Origin of the sequence: Acidovorax sp. 93, assembly GCF_003633835.1 — a bacterium.
GTDB lineage: Bacteria > Pseudomonadota > Gammaproteobacteria > Burkholderiales > Burkholderiaceae_C > Acidovorax > Acidovorax facilis.
In genome coordinates, this window is sequence record NZ_RBIT01000001.1 from 4,212,645 (window position 1) to 4,230,687 (window position 18,043).

General features: G+C 67.8%; 14 protein-coding genes. 4 read left to right on the top strand and 10 right to left on the bottom strand.

Going from position 1 to position 18,043, the window contains the following annotated elements:
- Positions 1 to 27 precede the first annotated feature (27 nt).
- The 4 genes from ttcA to C8C93_RS19200 all read right to left on the bottom strand — a co-directional run bounded on the left by ttcA (position 28) and on the right by C8C93_RS19200 (position 3,300).
- Entirely contained in the window at positions 28 to 963 is a 936-nt protein-coding gene (gene ttcA, locus C8C93_RS19185) for a tRNA 2-thiocytidine(32) synthetase TtcA (RefSeq protein ID WP_121507939.1), read from the bottom strand.
- Between the two features lie 284 nt (positions 964 to 1,247).
- A complete protein-coding gene (locus tag C8C93_RS19190) occupies positions 1,248 to 2,312 on the bottom strand; it encodes a homocysteine S-methyltransferase family protein (RefSeq protein WP_121507940.1) in 1,065 nt (354 codons plus the stop codon).
- Between the two features lie 50 nt (positions 2,313 to 2,362).
- A complete protein-coding gene (locus C8C93_RS19195; protein ID WP_121508878.1) occupies positions 2,363 to 2,833 on the bottom strand; it encodes a GNAT family N-acetyltransferase in 471 nt (156 codons plus the stop codon).
- The gene (locus C8C93_RS19200) at positions 2,827 to 3,300 is read right to left on the bottom strand and encodes a rhodanese-like domain-containing protein (protein ID WP_121507941.1); all 474 of its coding nucleotides are present in this window, start codon (positions 3,298 to 3,300) and stop codon (positions 2,827 to 2,829) included. The genes C8C93_RS19195 and C8C93_RS19200 overlap by 7 nt, the downstream gene beginning before the upstream one ends.
- Positions 3,301 to 3,408: 108 nt before the next feature.
- On the opposite strand from C8C93_RS19200, the gene C8C93_RS19205 reads away from it, so the two are divergent.
- Together C8C93_RS19205 and recQ are read left to right on the top strand one after the other, a co-directional pair.
- Positions 3,409 to 4,839: a PLP-dependent aminotransferase family protein gene (locus C8C93_RS19205; protein ID WP_121507942.1), complete on the top strand. Its 1,431-nt coding sequence runs from the start codon at positions 3,409 to 3,411 to the stop codon at positions 4,837 to 4,839.
- Positions 4,840 to 5,012: 173 nt separating this feature from the next.
- Positions 5,013 to 6,884, top strand: a complete 1,872-nt coding sequence (gene recQ / locus C8C93_RS19210) for a DNA helicase RecQ (RefSeq protein ID WP_121507943.1) — start codon at positions 5,013 to 5,015, stop codon at positions 6,882 to 6,884.
- A 68-nt stretch (positions 6,885 to 6,952) separates the two neighbouring features.
- On the opposite strand, the gene ipdC is transcribed toward recQ, so the two are convergent.
- The 6 genes from ipdC to C8C93_RS19240 form a co-directional block, all read right to left on the bottom strand.
- On the bottom strand, positions 6,953 to 8,611 hold the full coding sequence (ipdC, locus tag C8C93_RS19215) for an indolepyruvate/phenylpyruvate decarboxylase (RefSeq protein ID WP_121507944.1): 1,659 nt from the start codon (positions 8,609 to 8,611) through the stop codon (positions 6,953 to 6,955).
- 188 nt (positions 8,612 to 8,799) lie between these two features.
- Positions 8,800 to 9,447, bottom strand: a complete 648-nt coding sequence (locus tag C8C93_RS19220; RefSeq protein WP_121508879.1) for an anaerobic ribonucleoside-triphosphate reductase activating protein — start codon at positions 9,445 to 9,447, stop codon at positions 8,800 to 8,802.
- 34 nt (positions 9,448 to 9,481) lie between these two features.
- The gene (gene nrdD / locus C8C93_RS19225) at positions 9,482 to 9,688 is read right to left on the bottom strand and encodes an anaerobic ribonucleoside-triphosphate reductase (RefSeq protein WP_121508880.1); all 207 of its coding nucleotides are present in this window, start codon (positions 9,686 to 9,688) and stop codon (positions 9,482 to 9,484) included.
- Between the two features lie 98 nt (positions 9,689 to 9,786).
- Positions 9,787 to 11,805: a ribonucleoside triphosphate reductase gene (locus C8C93_RS19230; protein ID WP_121507945.1), complete on the bottom strand. Its 2,019-nt coding sequence runs from the start codon at positions 11,803 to 11,805 to the stop codon at positions 9,787 to 9,789.
- Positions 11,806 to 12,023: 218 nt separating this feature from the next.
- Entirely contained in the window at positions 12,024 to 12,452 is a 429-nt protein-coding gene (locus C8C93_RS19235) for a hemerythrin domain-containing protein (protein ID WP_121507946.1), read from the bottom strand.
- Between the two features lie 71 nt (positions 12,453 to 12,523).
- Positions 12,524 to 14,806: a nitric-oxide reductase large subunit gene (locus tag C8C93_RS19240; protein ID WP_121507947.1), complete on the bottom strand. Its 2,283-nt coding sequence runs from the start codon at positions 14,804 to 14,806 to the stop codon at positions 12,524 to 12,526.
- A 238-nt stretch (positions 14,807 to 15,044) separates the two neighbouring features.
- Here C8C93_RS19240 and norR point away from each other — a divergent pair, with 238 nt between their 5' ends.
- The gene (gene norR, locus C8C93_RS19245; RefSeq protein WP_121507948.1) at positions 15,045 to 16,610 is read left to right on the top strand and encodes a nitric oxide reductase transcriptional regulator NorR; all 1,566 of its coding nucleotides are present in this window, start codon (positions 15,045 to 15,047) and stop codon (positions 16,608 to 16,610) included.
- Between the two features lie 228 nt (positions 16,611 to 16,838).
- Complete coding sequence (locus C8C93_RS19250) at positions 16,839 to 18,038, top strand: threonine ammonia-lyase (RefSeq protein WP_121507949.1); 1,200 nt, start codon at positions 16,839 to 16,841, stop codon at positions 18,036 to 18,038.
- Positions 18,039 to 18,043: the final 5 nt, after the last annotated feature.

The window sequence follows — 18,043 nt, forward strand, 5'->3', positions numbered from 1 at the left end:
CCAATCTAAAAAATCGTCGGTGTCAGGTCAGCGCGGCATCAGCGGCAGGCCCGCGAGCATGCCCACGGCCTGCGCAGGAAACGCTTCGGCATCAAACGCCTTGTCGCCATCGGCGTCCTGCACGCCGTTGGGCACCAGGCCCTTGAAGTCAAACTGGCGCGGGTCCATGAAGTGCGAGGGCACCAGGTTGCGCAGCGCCACGGCCATGTTTTCGATGCGGCCGGGGTAGAGCTGCTGCCAGTCGCGCAGCATCTGACCGATCTGCTTGCGCTGCAGGTTCTCCTGGCTGCCGCACAGGGTGCAGGGGATGATGGGGAACTGGCGGTGTTCGGCCCAGCGGGTGAGGTCATCCTCGGCCACATAGGCCAGCGGGCGGATGATGAGGTGGTCGCCCCGGTCGCTTTGCACCTTGGGTGGCATGCCCTTGAGCTTGCCGCCGAAGAACATGTTCAAGAAGAACGTCTGCAGCATGTCGTCGCGGTGGTGGCCGAGCGCGATCTTGGTGGCGCCCAGCTCGTCGGCCACGCGATACAGGATGCCCCGGCGCAGGCGGCTGCACAGGCTGCACATGGTCTTGCCTTCGGGGATGTGCTGCTTGACGACGCTGTAGGTGTCCTGCGTTTCGATGTGGAAGGGCACGCCCACCTGGGCCAGGTATTCAGGCAGCACATGGGCCGGAAAGCCGGGCTGCTTCTGGTCGAGGTTGACGGCGATCAGCTCGAACTTGTTGCCGTTGCGCTGCTGCAGCATACGCAGCACGTCGAGCAGGCCGTAGCTGTCCTTGCCGCCCGACACGCACACCATCACCTTGTCACCGTCTTCGATGAGGCCGAAGTCAGTGATGGCCTGCGCGACCTGGCGCACCAGGCGCTTTTCGAGCTTGAGCGCGGCGTGGGCGGCGGCTTTTTGAGCAGCATCGTCGGCAGGTGCCGTGTCGGCGGGCAAGATAGCGTTGTCGATCATGGTGGGCTGCCTGGAACGGCACTGCGTTGCCGCACTTCAGAGCGGCAACAATTGCTATTAATTAGATAGCACCTGGCGCTTGACCATCAAGCGCCAGGTGCCAATTTTCCTACAAACCGTTCATTCAGCGCGAATCTCTCACCCTTGGGTGGGCGTTGCAAAACCCGCAGCGCGCGAAACCGGCGCGGCCCAGACCAAAGGCCGCCGCGCAAGGGCCGCCCCGCCGCGCTGGCGGCGTCCCCCTTGGGGGAAGGCGCCGCAGGCGACTCAGGGGGGCAGCTACTCTAGGCTTCTGCTGGGTAGAACATCTTGCGGGTGGGCACGTTCTCGACTGCCTTGGCGATGGCGCCGATGTGGTCCGGCGTGGTGCCACAGCAGCCGCCCAGAATGTTGACCAACCCCTCGGCCGCGAACTCATGCACCAGGCGGCTGGTGATTTCAGGCGTTTCGTCAAAGCCGGTGTCGCTCATGGGGTTGGGCAGGCCGGCGTTGGGGTAGCAGCTGATGAAGGTGTCCTCGGCCACGCGGTTCAGCTCCTGGATGTAGGGGCGCATCAGCGTGGCACCCAAGGCGCAGTTCAGGCCTATGGCCAGCGGGCGGGAATGGCGCACGCTGTGCCAGAAGGCCGTGACCGTCTGGCCCGAGAGGATGCGGCCCGAGGCATCGGTGACGGTGCCGCTGATGATGAGGGGCAGGCGCTCTCCGCTGTTTTCAAAGAACTCGTCGATGGCAAACAGCGCTGCCTTGGCATTGAGCGTGTCGAAGATGGTCTCGACCAGCAGCACGTCGGAGCCGCCCTCGACCAGCGCTTCCACCTGCTCGTAGTAAGCGGCGCGCAGCTGCTCGAAGTCCACATTGCGCGCGCCGGGGTCGTTCACGTCGGGGCTGATGCTGGCCGTCTTGGGCGTGGGGCCGAGGGCGCCTGCGACAAAGCGGGGCTTGTCGGGCGTGCTGTACTTGTCACAGGCGGCGCGGGCCAGCTGGGCAGATTTGAGGTTCATCTCGCGCGCCAGGTCGGCCATCTTGTAGTCCTCCTGCGCGATGGTGGTTGCGCCGAAGGTGTTGGTCTCGATCAGGTCGGCGCCTGCGGCCAGGTAGCGCTCGTGGATGTCGCGGATCACATCGGGCCGGGTGATGCTGAGCAGCTCGTTGTTGCCCTTCACGTCACGCGGGAAGTCCTTGAACCGGTCGCCTGCCCCATCCGGGCCGTTGTAGCCTTCGCCCCGGTACTGCGCCTCGCCCAGCTTGAAGCGCTGGATCATGGTGCCCATGGCGCCGTCGAGGATGACGATGCGTTGGGCGAGGATGTCGGGCAGTTGCGCGGCGCGGGTGTAGGCAAGCGTTTTCATCCCCCGATTGTAGAAAGCCCCCCGGGGCTGCCGGTGGCCCAGGGGCTTTCTCACCCACACACGAGCGTGTAGCGTTGCTTGGCCAGCCGCGTGGCGCCCAGGCGGTCATAGAAACGGATGGCGCCCTCGTTCCACACGGGCGTCTGCCACTGCATCGCCTCGCAGCCCAGCATTTGGGCGCGGTGCCGCACAGCGGCCATCATCTCGGCGCCCCGGCCGCAGCCACGCGCTTCAGGCTCCAGGTACAGGCAGTCCAGATGCAGGTAAGAGCGCGCGGCGAGAGTCGAATAGTCCAGCGTGGCGCTGGCATATCCCACTGCCTGCTCACCCCAATAGCCCAGCCAGGCGAACAACCGCCCCGCCTCCAGCCCCTGGGCCAGCCGGTGGGCATGGCCGTCGGCGCTGTACGGGATGCGCTCGTACGCCGCGTGGGCGGCGCACAGGTCGGCCAGCGCGGGCGCGTCAGCGGCGCCTGCGGCGCGCAGGGTCCAGCCGGTGCGATGCGGCGGATGGCTCAGCATGCGCACTCGATGGCGGGGCGGGCCGACGGCATGGCGCCGCGCTCCGGGCCGGTGGCTACAGGCTGGCCGTCGCGGATCCAGAAGTCCAGCCCGCCCAGCATCTCCTTGACCGTGAAGCCCAGCCGCGCCAGCTTGTACGCGCCCCGGGTCGAGCCATTGCAGCCGATGCCGTCGCAATACGTGACGTAGACCTTGCTGCGGTCGAGGTGCGCCGTGCTCTGCTCGTCCATGGTGCGGTGGGGAAAGCTGATGGCGCCCGGCACATGGCCCTGTTCGTAATGCGCCGTGGAGCGGGTGTCGACCACCACGATGGCGTCGATGCCGTTGCGCAGGTCTTCGGCCACGTCCCAGGCATCGGCGTGGTAGCTGAGCTTGGCGGCCATGAAGTCCCGCGACTGCTCGGGGCTGGGCGCGGGGAACGCCAGGACAGCGGAGGCGGGTGCGGAGACGGGGGCGGCGTGGGTCATGGAAAAGTCCTCTCGTGTGGCTGTGTGGTGTTGCGATGGGAGGAAGTTTCCGACGATTTGGCCTGATTGATAATGCCAATCCTTCGTCACAAATAAGACCAATTACCGATGAAACCACGGCTGTTGCTCACGCTGCTGGAGGACACCCACGGAGGCGGCCGCCGCGAGCGCCTGTGCGCGGCGCTGCGCGAGGCCGTGCGCACCGGCCAGGCCGTATTGGGCGAACGCCTGCCCTCCACCCGCGATCTGGCGCGCGACCTGGGTCTTTCACGGGTCACGGTGGAGGCGGCCTACGCCCAGCTGGAAACCGAGGGCTACCTGCACCGGCATGTCGGCCAGGGCAGCTTCGTGGCCATCGACATGCAGCGTGCCGGGGCGGCGCGGTCCCGGGCGGGCCGTATGGCCCCGGCGGCGGCACTGCCCGCGCTGTCTCGGCGCGGGCAGCGCATGGTCGATACCGGCGGTTGCGCCGAGCCCGACCGCGCCCGCGCGTTCGTGGCGGGCAGCCCGGACCTGGGGGCCTTCCCGGTCGATCTGTGGCGCCAGCTGATGCAGCGCCGCCTGCGCCAGGACGCCGGGCCCCTGCTGTTCTACGGTGACCCCCAAGGCCTGCCCGCACTGCGCGAGGCCATCGCGCGCTACCTCGCGCAGTCGCGCGGCGTGCGTTGCCATGCGGGCCAGGTGCTGGTGCTGACCAGCTCGCAACAGGCCCTGCAGCTGCTGGCCGCGACGCTGCTGGACGAAGGCGATACCGTCTGGATGGAGGACCCGGGCTACGCAGGCGCGCGCACCGCGTTCCACGCCAGCGGGGCCCAGGTGGTGGACATGCGGCTGGACGGCGAAGGCGCCCAGCTGGTGCCCACCCAGACGCCGCCACGCCTGATCTACCTCACGCCATCGCACCAGTTCCCCACCGGGCGCGCCATGTCCCTGCAGCGCCGCCTGGCCTTCATCGACCACGCACAGGCCACGGGGGCCTGGCTGATCGAGGACGACTACGACAGCGAATTCCTCTACGACCACCAGCCCACGCCCGCCTTGCAGGGCCTCGACGCGCACGGTCGCGTGCTCTACATCGGCACGTTCTCGAAGTCCTTGTTTCCTTCGGTGCGGCTGGCCTACATGGTGCTGCCCGAACCGCTGGTAAAGCCCCTGGTGACCGCCCGCACCATCTACGACGGCCACCCTTCGCAGCCCATGCAGGCGGTGGCGGCCGACTTCATGGACCAGGGCCACTTTGCGGCCCACCTGCGGCTGATGCGCCAGCTCTACCGCAGCCGGCGCGACGCCCTGCTGCAGGCGCTGCACACCCACCTGCCGTGGGCCGAGCCACTGGACAGCCGGGGCGGGCTGCAGATGGCCGTGCGGCTGACCGAGGGCAGCGAGCAGCAGCAAACGCGCCGCGCGCTGGCGCGCGGCATTGCAACCCCCAGCCTCAGCGAGCTCTACCATGCAGCGCCTCCCATCGCGGGATGGCGGCTGGGCTTTGCCGCCATCCCGCCTGAGGTGATCGAAAGCGCTGTCCGCGCGCTGCGCTGACCCCCAACCAGCGGCGCAGGCCCGCAGCGCACAATATGGGCCTTGCATCGCACGGTTCGTAGCACGGGCCCGCACACAAATTTTTGGCTTTATTGGCGTCCAGCGCAGGTGGGTCCAGCGTGGGGCGCTCTCATTTTCAGAGTATTCGCTTGGTGTCTCGCCCGTCTTCCGTGTTGTCCCCTGCCCAGTCTGTCTTGCAGGATGTCTTCGGCTACGAACAGTTCCGCGGCCCGCAGCAAGCGATCGTCGAGCATGTGATTGGCGGCGGCGACGCGCTGGTGCTGATGCCCACAGGCGGAGGCAAGTCGCTGTGCTACCAGGTGCCGGCCATCGTGCGCCAGCAGCAGGGGCGCGGGGTGACCATCGTGATTTCGCCGCTGATCGCGCTGATGCACGACCAGGTGGGCGCGCTGCACGAGGCGGGGGTGGATGCGGCGTTCCTGAACTCGACGCTGAGCTACGACGAGACCCAGGACGTGGAGCTGCGCCTGCAGACCGGCGACCTCACGCTGCTGTATGCCGCGCCCGAGCGGCTGAACACGCCCCGTTTCCTGGGCCTGCTCGACAGCCTGTACAGCGGCGGCCACCTGAGCCTGTTCGCCATCGACGAAGCGCACTGCGTCAGCCAGTGGGGCCACGATTTCCGCCCCGAATACCGCGCGCTCACGCTGCTGCACGAGCGTTACCCGCAAGTACCGCGCATTGCGCTCACCGCAACGGCCGATGCGCTCACGCGCGAAGACATCGTCGAGCGGCTGCAGCTGCAGGATGCACGGCTGTTCATCAGCAGCTTTGACCGGCCCAACATCCGCTACCGCATTGAGGAAAAGAAGGACGTCACCACGCAGCTGCTGCGCTTCATCGAGCGCGAGCATGCGGGCGAGGCGGGCGTGGTGTATTGCCAGTCGCGCAAGCGCGTGGAAGAGCTGGCCACCACGCTGAGCGACGCGGGCATCACCGCCCTGCCCTACCACGCGGGTCTGGACACGAAAGTGCGTCAGAAGAACCAGGATCGCTTCCTGCGCGAGGAAGGCATCGTGATGGTGGCCACCATCGCGTTCGGCATGGGCATCGACAAGCCTGATGTGCGTTTTGTGGCCCATGTGGACATGCCCAAGAACATCGAAGGCTACTACCAGGAAACGGGCCGCGCGGGTCGCGACGGGCTGAACGCCGATGCCTGGATGGCGTATGGCCTGAACGACGTGGTCAACCAGCGCCGCATGATCGACGAAAGCCCGGCGGGCGAGGAGTTCAAGCAGGCGCTGCGTGGCAAGCTCGATGCACTGCTGGCCCTGGCCGAGGCCACCGACTGCCGCCGCGTGCGGCTGCTGGCGTACTTTGGGGAGCAGTCCACACCCTGCGGCAACTGCGACAACTGCCTGAACCCACCGGCGGTGTGGGACGCCACGGATGCGGCACGCAAGCTGCTCTCCACCATCTACCGCGTGAACCAGGCCAGCGGCATCAGCTTTGGCACGGGGCACATTATGGACATCCTGCGCGGCAAGAAGACCGAGAAGGTCGCGCAGTTCGGGCACGAAAAAATCTCCACCTTCGGCATCGGCGCGGACCTGACCGAGCCCCAGCTGCGCGGCGTGCTGCGCCAGCTGATCGCCACCGGCGCGTTAGGCCTGCAGAAGGTGATGCTGGACAGCGGCCACAGCTTTGACACGCTGTGCCTCACCGAAGGCTCGCGCGCGGTGCTCAAGGGCGAGGTGCCGGTGCAGCTGCGCGAGTCGGTGTCGTCCGCACCGGCCAAACGCACGCGCACCCGCAAGGGCACGGGCAGCGCGCCGCCCGCCGCGGCCGCCAATCTTGGCCCCGATGCGCAGGTGCGTTTCATCAACCTCAAGGCCTGGCGCGCCGAGGTGGCACGCGAGCACAACCTGCCTGCGTATGTGATCTTTCACGACGCCACTTTGGCCGCGATTGCCGAGCGCAACCCCGGCACGCTCGACGACTTGCAGGGCATCAGCGGGATGGGGGCGAAAAAGCTGGAGGCCTACGGGGCAGACGTGCTGCGCGTGGTGCGCGCGGGGTAGCCCCGCTGCCGCGCTTTGCTGCCCCGCGATGCGATGCGTGCGGGCCTACGTGAACAGATCCTTCGCGCTCAGGCGGCCGACGCTGCCCGCGCCCGCAGCGCCCGGATGCCTTCCGAAAACCGCCGCAGCGTGGGCGTGCTGTCGCCCGGTGGCACCATCAGCTCGATGAGCTGAAAGCGACCGCGCTCGGCAAACGCGGCATCGAGTGCCGACTTGAACTGCGCCCGCGTGTGCACCCGGTGGCCGCGCCCGCCCAGCGCATCGGCGGCCTGGGCCAGGTGCCAGTCGCCCAGGGCGGCGCAGCGCGATTCGGTCTGGAAGGCGCGGATCATTTCCCAGGTCTGGTTGTTGAGCACGATGGCGATGGGGTCCAGCCCCAGGCGCGGGCAGTTGCCCAGCTCCCAGCCCGTCATTTGAAAGGCGCCGTCGCCCACCAGGATCAGGCTGCGCTGGCCCGTGGCCACCTGCGCACCGATGCCGGCCGGCACGCCGAAGCCCATGGAGGCGTAGTAGCCCGGCGCCACCAGCGGGGTGGGCAGCAGCTCCATCGCAGCAAACAGGCAGTCGCCAATGTCCGCGACGATGTTCATGGGGCCGTGCGCGCGGATGCGGTCGTTGAGCGCGCGGGAGAGGTCGGCCGCACACACGGGCGCATCGTCGGCCACCAGGCCCTCGGGGCAAGTGGGCGGGGGCGGCAGGGCGCGCGGCGGCTTGGCGCCTGCGGCCGGGGCGCGGGCCAGCAGCGCTTCCACCAGCGCGGCCAGGGGGATGTTCGGGTACAGGTGGTGGCCCACGCGCACCTCGCGGTGCGCGGCGATGAGCGCGCGGCGAAAGTCCATGCGCTGGGCGCTCACACCAAAGTTGCTGTCCGACAGGATGGCACCCAGCATCACGGGCAGGTCGGAGTCGTCGAGCAGCGCGCTGGTCTCGGGCGCGCCCGCCACGCCCAGGTAGGTGCCGTGCAGCTGTACGCCGGAGTGCACGCCCTCCTCCGCCAGCAGCCCCCGGCCCATGAAGGTGGTGAGCACCGGCAGCTGCAGGCGCCGCGCCAGCTCGGCCACGCGGGCCTCCAGGCCAAAGCGGCGCACCTCCACGTCCACCACCAGCACGGGGCGCTGGGCTGCCTGGATGCGGGCCATCCATTCGTCGGCGCACTCGGCCACGGCGGCTTCATTGAAGGTGCTGGGCGGCAGCAGGGGCACCTCGGCCATGGGGTGCAGCGTCATGTCGCGCGGCACCTCGATGAGCACGGGCTGCGAGTATTCGCGGCAGCTGCGCAGCACGCGGGCCAGCTCGGCGGGCGCGGTGGCAGGGTCGGACAGGCGCACCTGGTCGCAGGTGATCTCGCGGAAGATCCGCCATTGCGAATCGACATGGCGCACCTGGTGGTGCAGCACCAGGCCCGAGTGCGCCTCGACCTCGCCGGGGCAGCCGGCCAGCACCACCAGCGGCGAGCGCTCGGCATAGGCCCCCGCCACGGCGTTGACCACGTTGAGCGCGCCCGCGCCGTAGGTGACGGCCACCACGCCCAGGCCGCAGTGCATGCGCGCGGCGGCATCGGCGGCAAAGCCCAGCGAGGGCTCGTGGCTGAGCGTGACCAGCGGCAGGATGCCGCTCTCCTCGATCTGCTTGAACAGGGGGAGGATGAAGTCACCAGGGATGCCGAAGATCTCGCGCGCGCCGTGGTGCTTGAGCGCGTGCAGCAGTTGAAGGCCGAGGGGGGTCATGGGCGTGTTCCTTGCAGGTGGTGCCGTTGTGCGGCGGTGGCGGATGATCCACGCGGCGCGTCCGAGGCGGCTCTGATGCGCATCAAACCCAGCGGCTCCTAGCGCAAGTTCGCAGGTTCCTTCTGTTTTCGACTTAGAAGCGCAACAAATCTGCGCGACGTGCCGGACAAACCCGGAGCCCCGCCCGCTCAGGCCCGGCGCAGCGTGAAGGAGGGGAACCACGCGGCCAATTGCTGCTGGTGCGCCGTGGTCAGCGCCCAGGCCGGTGCGCCAGGTGCGCGGCATTCCTGCAGCGCCCAGCGGCGCACGCCGCGCGCGGCCAGGGCCTGGGCCAAGTCCAGCAACTCATCCACACCAAACAGGCCCGCGTGCCAGGTGGTGCGGCATTCGTGGTCGGTGCCATAGGCCAGAAGCACCTCCAGCCCGGCCCAGGCGCGCGCACCGCTGCCGGGCGTGGCGGTGATGGCGTTGTAGCGCTGCGGCAGGGCCTTGATGTCCAGACCCACCCAGTCCAGCTGCGGCAGCAGTGCCGCGAGCCGCTCGGGGTACATGCCGCCGGTGTGCAGCGCGCGCTGCAGGCCCAGGCTGCGCACTGCGGTCAATGCCTCGCCCAGGCCCGCCTGCAGCGTGGGCTCGCCGCCCGAGAAAACCACGCCATCCAGCAGGCCGCGCCGGCTTTCCAGAAACGCCAGCGCCTGCGCCCACGGCAGCGAGGGCGGTTGGGTGGCATCGAGCAGTTCGGGGTTGTGGCAATAGCCGCAACGCCAGGGGCAACCCTGGCAATACAAAACGGCCGCGAGGCGGCCGGGGAAGTCGATGGTGGTGAGCGGCGTCATGCCGCCCAGCCGCAGCGCCGGGGCTGGCGGCGCCTCAGCAGGCGTTGATTCCACCACGCGTCTGCTCTGAAAAGAAACGGCGCTCGGCGTGCTCGCCCTGCTTGCCCGTGTTGAAGCTGGCCACGGGTCGGTGGTAGCCCATCACGCGGGTCCAGACCTCGCAGGGCTGGCGCTCGTCGTCGGTGAGCTGCACGGCGGCACTGGAGATGGCGGTGTGTTCGGTGGCGGAGAAATGGCTCATGCCGGGGTCCTTTCGGGGGTGGAAGAAATGGTTTGCTTCTGTTTTGATAGCTGCTTGCGCTTGACCATCCAGCGCCAGGGCCACTTTTTGCTCAAAATCTAGGCGGCCAGGCGCCGCCGCTTGGCGTCCAGCCGCTCTTCGTCGCAGCGCGGGCAGAACGGGTGTTCGCCCGCCAGGTAGCCGTGTGTGGGACAGATGGAGAACGTGGGCGTGACGGTGATGTAGGGCAGGCGGAAGTTCGTCAGCGCGCGCCGCACCAGCTCGCGGCAGGCCGCACCGCTGGAAACGCGCTCGCCCATGTACAGGTGCAGCACGGTGCCGCCGGTGTACTTGGATTGCAGCGCCTCTTGCCGCATCAGGGCCTCGAACGGGTCGTCGGTGAAGCCCACGGGCAGTTGCGACGAGTTGGTGTAGTAAGGCTGCTCGGATGTGCCCGCCTGCAGGATGGCGGGCCAGCGCTTCTTGTCTTCCTTGGCGAAGCGGTAGGTGGTGCCTTCGGCGGGCGTGGCCTCCAGGTTGTAGAGGTGGCCGGTTTCTTCCTGAAACTGCGCCATGCGCTCGCGCACGTGGTCGAGCAGGCGCACGGCAAACGCATGGCCACATTCGCTGGTGATGTCGTGCTGGTCCGCCGTGAAGTTGCGCACCATCTCATTGATGCCGTTCACGCCCAGCGTGGAAAAGTGGTTGCGCAAGGTGCCCAGGTAGCGCTTGGTGTAGGGGAACAGGCCCTGGTCCATCAACCGCTGAATCAGCTTGCGCTTGGTCTCCAGGCTTTGCTTGCCCAGCTCCATCAGGCGGTCGAGCGCGGCTAGCAGGCCCGCTTCATCACCCGCATGCAGGTAGCCCAGCCGCGCGCAGTTGATCGTCACCACGCCTAGGCTGCCCGTCTGCTCGGCGCTGCCGAACAGGCCGTTGCCACGCTTGAGCAATTCACGCAAATCCAGCTGCAGGCGGCAGCACATGGAGCGCACCATGTTGGGCTCCAGCTCGGAGTTGATGAAGTTCTGGAAGTACGGCAGGCCGTACTTGGCCGTCATCTCGAACAGCAGCTGCGCGTTCTCGCTCTCCCACGGAAAATCTTTGGTGATGTTGTACGTGGGGATGGGGAAGGTGAAGACCCGGCCCTTGGCGTCACCCGTGGTCATCACGTCGATGTAGGCGCGGTTGATGAGGTCCATCTCGGTCTGCAGCTCGCCGTAGGCGAAGGGCATCTCCTGGCCCGCGATCACCGGCACCTGCTCGCGCAGGTCCTCGGGGCAGGTCCAGTCAAACGTGAGGTTGGTGAACGGCGTCTGCGTGCCCCAGCGCGAGGGCACGTTGAGGTTGTAGACCAGCTCCTGGATGCACTGGCGCACGGCGGCGTAGTCCATGGCATCGATGCGCACAAAGGGCGCCATGTAGGTGTCGAACGACGAGAACGCCTGCGCGCCCGCCCACTCGTTCTGCAGCGTGCCCAGGAAGTTCACGATCTGCCCCACGGCCGAACTCATGTGCTTGGGCGGCCCCGCCTCCACCTTGCCCGGCACGCCGTTGAGCCCCTCGTGCAGCAGCGTGCGCAGCGACCAGCCCGCGCAGTAGCCGCTGAGCATGTCGAGGTCGTGGATGTGGAGGTCGCCGCTTCTGTGCGCCTCGCCGATCTCGGGCGTGTAGACGTGCGACAACCAGTAGTTGGCCGTGACCTTGCCCGCCACGTTGAGGATCAGCCCGCCCAGCGAGTAGCCCTGGTTGGCGTTGGCGTTCACCCGCCAGTCGGCGCGCGTGAGGTATTCGTTGATGGAGCTTTCGACGTCGACCAGCGTCTGCCGGTCGGCGCGGAGCTGGGCGTGCTGCTCGCGGTAGACGATGTAGGCGCGCGCGGTGGCCAGGTGGTTGGAGGCGATCAGCGTCTGCTCGGCCACGTCCTGGATCTGCTCGATGGTGGGTGCCTCGCCATGGAAGCGGTGGATGAGCACCTTGGTGACCTGGGCGGTGAGCAACGCTGCTTCGTCGGCGCCGTATTCACCCGAGGCCTGCCCGGCGCTGGCCAGCGCGGCGCGGATGCGTTCGGCATCAAACGGAACGCGCTGGCCGCTGCGCAAAACGACTTCGCGGGGCAAGGTGGCAAGGGTGGACGCCATGGGTTCGACCAATCTGTGGAACGGGTTAAAAACACTACCTATGGTGTCCACGATACCCACCAAACACTATAGGTAGTTTGATTCAACACAATCGGGGCGGTAAGCAGGGGTAAAAAAATGCCGGCACAGGGGCCGGCAGAAAGGAAGGTGCCGTCAGGCCCTACCGATGGATCAGAGGTGCATGCGCAGGCATGCAGTGGGGTGCAGGAGGTTGCGGCTCAATGGCAGGCGGTGGTTTCTTCCTCCTCGATGCGCGGATAGAAGTCATGGTCCTCGCGCTGCATGCGCTCGAACACACGGCGCAGCACCACGTTGGCCTCGTTGCGAAAGCCCTGGGCATCGCGGCGCACGCCCTCGGCGGTGTTCCAGCGGCGCGCAAACGCGTCGTAGGCGCTGGCGATCGATGCCATCTCGCTTTGGTACTGGCGGCCCAGGCGCGCCAGTTCGGCGTTGCCGCCGCGCTGCAGTGCGGGGTACAGCACCTGGTCTTCCACGGCCAGGTGCAGCTTGATGGTGCCGCTCATCGCCACGATGCCCTGCGCGATGGCGCTGGCATTGGCCTCCACGCCCGCCTGGGCCAGGGCGCGCAAGGTGGCGATGCTGCGCAGGATGTCGGTGTGCTGGTGTTTGAATTTGTCGAGGTTCATGGTCAGTCCTTGTGGGCAAACGGTGTGTGAGCGCGGTGGCCGCTTGTGGCAGCCGCCTCGCACAGTGCATTTCAGCGACGGGCCTGTGCCAGGTAGGGGCCCGCTTGCGCCGGGGCGCGCGAGCCGAACAGCCCGCTCACCACCTGCCAGGCCATGGCCAGCGCGCCGACGATGAAGACCACGTCGCCAAAGGTGCGCACCCAGCGCAGGGTCTGCATGAAGGGCTGCTGCATGAAGGCTTCGCCCCGGGCGTACCACAGGCCTTCGCTCACGCTGGCGTGGAACTGGAACAGCCCGATGGGCAGCAGGCTGGTGGCAATCATCAGCACCAGGCCGGCGTTGAGCCACCAGAAGCCCGTCTTCATGAGCCGCTCGCTGAACACCAATTGCGGGCGGATGTAGCGCAGCACCAGTAGCGTGAAGCCCAGCGCCAGGAAGCCATACACACCGAACAGCGCAGCGTGGGCATGCACCGGCGTGGTGTTGAGTCCCTGCAGGTAATACAGCGCAATCGGCGGGTTGATCATGAAGCCGAAGACGCCCGCGCCCAGCATGTTCCAGAAGGCCACGGCCACGAAGCACATGAGGGGCCACTTGAGGTTGGCCATCCACTTCGCGCGGTGCTGCAGGCGCCAGTGTTCCCAGGCCTCATGGCCCAGCACCACCAGGGGCACCACTTCCAGCGCGCTGAACGATGCGCCCACGGCCATCACCGGCGTGGTGGTGCCGCTGAAGTACAGGTGGTGGAAAGTGCCGGGCACGCCGCCCAGCATGAAGAGCGAGGCCGAGGCCAGGCTGGCGGCCGTGGCCATGCGTGGCGACACGAGGCCGAGCGTCGAGAAGATGAAGGCCAGCGCCGTGGTGGCGAACACTTCAAAGAAGCCCTCGACCCACAGGTGCACCACCCACCAACGCCAGTACTCCATCACCGACAGGTGGGTGCGTTCGCCGTAGAAGAAACCCGCGCCGTAGAACAGGCCGATGGCCACCACCGACGCCGTCAGCAGCGCCAGCAGGTTCTTGTCGCCGCCGGTGGTGCGCAGCGCCGGCACGATGCCGCGCAGCATGAGCACCAGCCAGAAGGCGATGCCGGTGAACTTGCCGATCTGCCACAGGCGGCCCAGGTCCACGTACTCATAGCCCTGGTGGCCCAGCCAGAAGTTCCACTCGGGCGGCATGATCTGCGCGATGGCCAGGTAGTTGCCCGTGAACGAGCCCACCACCACCACGACCAGCGCCCAGAACAGGATGTCCACACCGAGCTTCTGGTAAGCCGGGTCCTTGCCACCGTTGATGAGCGGCGCGAGGAACAGCCCCGCCGCCAGGAAGCCCGTGGCGATCCAGAACAGCGCGCTCTGGATGTGCCAGGTGCGCACCAGCGAATACGGGAACCACTGCGACACGTTGATGCCGTAGAACTGCTGGCCTTCCACCGTGTAGTGGGCCGTGAAGCCGCCTAGCAGCACCTGGAAGCTGAACAGCGCCACGATGAGGAACAGGTATTTGCCCAGCCCGCGCTGGGAGGGCGTGAGCGGCACGCGCGAGAGCGGGTCGTGCTGGGGTGGTGTCGGCTCCACCTCGTCGTGCTTGCGCAGGAAGGCCCAGCCCCACACGAGGAAGCCCACGCCCGCCATCATCACGACCACGCTCATCACCGACCAGACCATGTTCTCGGCCGTGGGCTTGTTACCTATGAGTGGCTCGTGCGGCCAGTTGTTGGTGTAGGTGGCCGTGGTGCCGGGACGCTCGGTGGCGGCGGCCCAGGCCGTCCAGAAGAAGAAACCCGTCATCTGCGCGCGCCGCTCGGCGCTGGGCAGGGTGTTCTCCTTCATGGCGAAGTGCTCGCGGGTCTTGTGCAGCGCGGGCACGTCGCTGAAAAGCTGGTCGTAGTACAGCGCGGTCATCGCGATCGCGTCGGCCCGCACCGAGGACACCGTGGCCACACCCGTCTCGGGGCTGTAGGTGTTGGTGCGGTACTCGGCCTTCATGCGGTCGCGCAGCACGGCCTGGGCGGCGGCGTCGAGCTCGGCAAAGGGCTTGCCGTGCGCACGCTCGGCGGCGACGTCAAGCCAGTTGAGCAGCTCGCGGTGCAGCCAGTCGGCCGTCCAGTCGGGCGCCTGGTAGGCGCCGTGGCCCCAGATGGAACCCAGCTGCATGCCGCCCACCGACTGCCAGGCGGTCTGTCCGTCGAGGATGCTGTCGTGGGTGTAGAGAACTTCGCCTCCGGCCGTGGCGATCTTCGCGGGGATGGGCGGCGCGGTGCGGTAGACCTCGGCGCCGTAGTAGCCCAGCAGGCTGAAAGTGACGATGAGCACGCCGATCAGCGTGAACCAGAGCTTGCGGTAGTTACCCATGGCGGGCCTCCTGCTTCGACAGAACAACAATGAAGGGGCGGCGCCAGCGTGCGCTGGCGGCATGGGGTCGGGGTCTTGTGGTCATGGCTTTTCGGAACGAGTGAATCGGTGTCACTGCCCACATCGCAAGCGCCGGGCCAGGGCTGCAGGCCCATCAAATCAACCACTTACACCGGTCATGGTTTTTTTGACCCTTCTCAAATGGGGTTTAATTCACCCATTGAAGGTAAATATCACCATGGACCACCGCCCCCTGCTGGCCGACCTGGCCACCGATCTGCCCCAGGCCGTGCGCCTGCAGCGGCTGGTGGACCACCTGCGCACCCGCTTTCACTGCGGCGCCGTGGCCCTGCTGCAGCTGGAAGAAGACCACCTGCGCCCCGTGGCCGTGGAGGGCCTGGTGCGCGAGGCGCTGGGCCGACGCTTTGTGGTCAGCCAGCACCCCCGGCTCGCGGCCATCCTGGCGCGGCGCGAGGTGACCTGCTTCGACCACGACAGCACCCTGCCCGACCCCTACGACGGCCTGCTCGACACCCTGGTGGGCGAGCCCCTGCCCGTGCACGACTGCATGGGCGTGAGCCTGTTGGTGGACGGCCAGCCCTGGGGCGTGCTGACGCTGGACGCACTGCAGACCGGCACCTTCGGCGACGCCGCACGCGCCGCGCTGGCCGACTGCAAGGTGCTGGTGGAGGCGGCCGTGCGCATCTCGCGGCTGGAGCGCGAGGTGCAGGCGCTGCGCAGCGCCCCCCACACCCGCAGCGCTGACGACGAGCGCGCCACCCGCGCGGGCGATGGCGACATGGAGATCGTCGGCCAGAGCGAGCCCCTGCTGCGCCTGCTGCACGAGCTGGAGGTGGTGGCGGGCTCGGACCTGCCCGTGTTGTTGCTGGGCGAAACTGGTGTGGGCAAGGAGCTGTTTGCACGCCTGCTGCACCGCCAGTCCACGCGCGCTACCCGCCCGCTGGTGCACGTGAACTGCGCGGCGCTGCCGGAGTCGCTGGCCGAGAGCGAGCTGTTTGGCCATGTGCGCGGCGCGTTCTCGGGCGCGGTGGCCGACCGGCCGGGGCGCTTCGAGGCGGCCGAGGGCGGCACGCTGTTCCTCGACGAGGTGGGCGAGCTGCCATTGGCCGTGCAGGCCAAGCTGCTGCGCACGCTGCAGAACGGCGAGATCCAGCGCCTGGGCGCCGACCGACCGCGCCGCGTGGACGTGCGCGTGATCGCCGCCACCAACCGCAACCTGCGCGAGCAGGTGCGCGATGGCGCGTTCCGCGCCGACCTGTACCACCGGCTGTCGGTGTACCCCGTGCCCATCCCGCCGCTGCGCGAACGGGGCAACGATGTGCTGCTGCTGGCAGGCCGCTTTCTGGAACTGAACCGTGCCCGCCTGGGCCTGCGCAGCCTGCGGCTGTCGGCCAGCGCGCAGGATGCACTGCGCCGCTACCCCTGGCCGGGCAACATCCGCGAGCTGGAGCACGTGGTCAGCCGCGCCGCCCTCAAGGCCCTGAGCCGGGGCGTGAGCCGCGCCGACATCGTGACGCTGGAGCCCGCGCTGCTCGACCTGGACGCCGACGCCGCCAGCGTGGCCCACGCCCCCCTGGACGCCGGTGCCCCCGCTGTGGCCACCACGCCGCCCACCCCCACCACCGCCGAAGGCCCGCTGCGCGACGCCGTGGATGCCTGCCAGCGGCTCGCCATCAAGCAGGCCCTGGCCCGCCACCAGGGCAACTGGGCCCAGGCCGCGCGTGCGCTGGAGGTGGACGCGAGCAACCTGCACAAGCTGGCGCGCAGGCTGGGCATCAAATAGGAGCGATTCACAAACTCCCCTGGCGTCGTTGTTCCGTCTTGTCGTACCGCTGGTACTGCCTGCGACGGAAGGCCTGGCCAGGGCCGCTGCGCTCAGTTTTGTGAGCCGCCCCAAGCGAATTCAAAAATGATAGCGCCTAGCGCTTTCCAGATAAGCGCTAGCGGCCAATTTGGCGCCAAATCACACATCATCGGACCCCTGCGAACGCCGCTGCGCCACAATCGGCCCATGCTGACCCTTCAAGACATCCGTGATGCCGCCACCCGCCTACAAGGCCACGTGCTGGACACTCCGTGCGTTGAATCCAAAACGCTTTCGCAAATCGTGGGCGCGCAGGTGTTTCTCAAGTTCGAGAACCTGCAATTCACCGCCTCGTTCAAGGAACGCGGCGCCTGCAACCGGCTCACGCTGCTGACGGACGCTGAGCGCGCACGCGGCGTGGTGGCCATGAGTGCGGGCAACCATGCGCAGGGCGTGGCCTACCACGCGCAGCGACTGGGCCTGCGCGCCGTGATCGTGATGCCGCGTTTTACCCCCGGCGTGAAAGTGGAGCGCACGCGCGGTTTTGGCGCCGAGGTGGTGCTGCATGGCGACACGCTGGAAGAAGCCCGCGCCCACGCCTACGCACTGGCCGATGCGCAGGGCTTGACCTTTGTGCACCCGTATGACGATGAAGGCGTGGCCGCTGGCCAGGGCACGCTGGGCCTGGAGATGCTGCAAGCCGTGCCCGACCTGGACACCCTGGTGATCGCCGTGGGCGGCGGCGGGCTGATCTCGGGCGTGGCCACGGCGGCCAAGGCACTCAAGCCAGGCATCGAGGTCATCGGCGTGCAGACCATGCGCTTCCCGGCCATGGTGAATGCCGTCAAAGGAACAAGCCATCCACAGGGCACATCCACCATCGCCGAGGGCATTGCCGTGGGCACGCCGGGCAAGATCACGCAGGAGATCGTCAAGCGCCTGGTGGACGATCTGGTGCTGGTGGACGAGGGCGACATCGAGCAGGCAGTGCTGATGCTGCTGGAGATCGAAAAGACCCTGGTCGAGGGCGCTGGTGCTGCGGGCCTGGCTGCGCTGGTGCGCTACCCCGAGCGCTTCAAGGGCAAGCGCGTAGGCCTGGTGCTGTGCGGTGGCAACATCGACCCGCTGCTGCTGGCGGCGATCATCGAACGCGGCATGGTGCGCTCGGGACGCCTGGCGCGCATCAAGGTCAGCGCGCGCGATGTGCCCGGCGTGCTGGCGCGCATCACCGCCACCGTGGCCGACGCGGGTGCCAACATCGAGGAGGTGCACCACCAGCGCGCCTTCACCATGCTGGCCGCGCAGAACGTGGAGATCGAACTGGTGCTGCAAACCCGGGGCAAGACCCATGTGGATGAGGTGCTGGGGCAGTTGCGTACGGCGGGCATGCAGGCCGATCTGATCTGAGGAGA

Coding starts and splice junctions, on each gene's coding strand:
- ttcA (WP_121507939.1), bottom strand. CDS start 963: ATGATCGACAACGCTATCTTGCCCGCCGACACGGCACCTGCCGACGAT.
- C8C93_RS19190 (WP_121507940.1), bottom strand. CDS start 2,312: ATGAAAACGCTTGCCTACACCCGCGCCGCGCAACTGCCCGACATCCTC.
- C8C93_RS19195 (WP_121508878.1), bottom strand. CDS start 2,833: ATGCTGAGCCATCCGCCGCATCGCACCGGCTGGACCCTGCGCGCCGCA.
- C8C93_RS19200 (WP_121507941.1), bottom strand. CDS start 3,300: ATGACCCACGCCGCCCCCGTCTCCGCACCCGCCTCCGCTGTCCTGGCG.
- C8C93_RS19205 (WP_121507942.1), top strand. CDS start 3,409: ATGAAACCACGGCTGTTGCTCACGCTGCTGGAGGACACCCACGGAGGC.
- ipdC (WP_121507944.1), bottom strand. CDS start 8,611: ATGACCCCCCTCGGCCTTCAACTGCTGCACGCGCTCAAGCACCACGGC.
- C8C93_RS19220 (WP_121508879.1), bottom strand. CDS start 9,447: ATGACGCCGCTCACCACCATCGACTTCCCCGGCCGCCTCGCGGCCGTT.
- nrdD (WP_121508880.1), bottom strand. CDS start 9,688: ATGAGCCATTTCTCCGCCACCGAACACACCGCCATCTCCAGTGCCGCC.
- C8C93_RS19230 (WP_121507945.1), bottom strand. CDS start 11,805: ATGGCGTCCACCCTTGCCACCTTGCCCCGCGAAGTCGTTTTGCGCAGC.
- C8C93_RS19235 (WP_121507946.1), bottom strand. CDS start 12,452: ATGAACCTCGACAAATTCAAACACCAGCACACCGACATCCTGCGCAGC.
- C8C93_RS19240 (WP_121507947.1), bottom strand. CDS start 14,806: ATGGGTAACTACCGCAAGCTCTGGTTCACGCTGATCGGCGTGCTCATC.
- norR (WP_121507948.1), top strand. CDS start 15,045: ATGGACCACCGCCCCCTGCTGGCCGACCTGGCCACCGATCTGCCCCAG.
- C8C93_RS19250 (WP_121507949.1), top strand. CDS start 16,839: ATGCTGACCCTTCAAGACATCCGTGATGCCGCCACCCGCCTACAAGGC.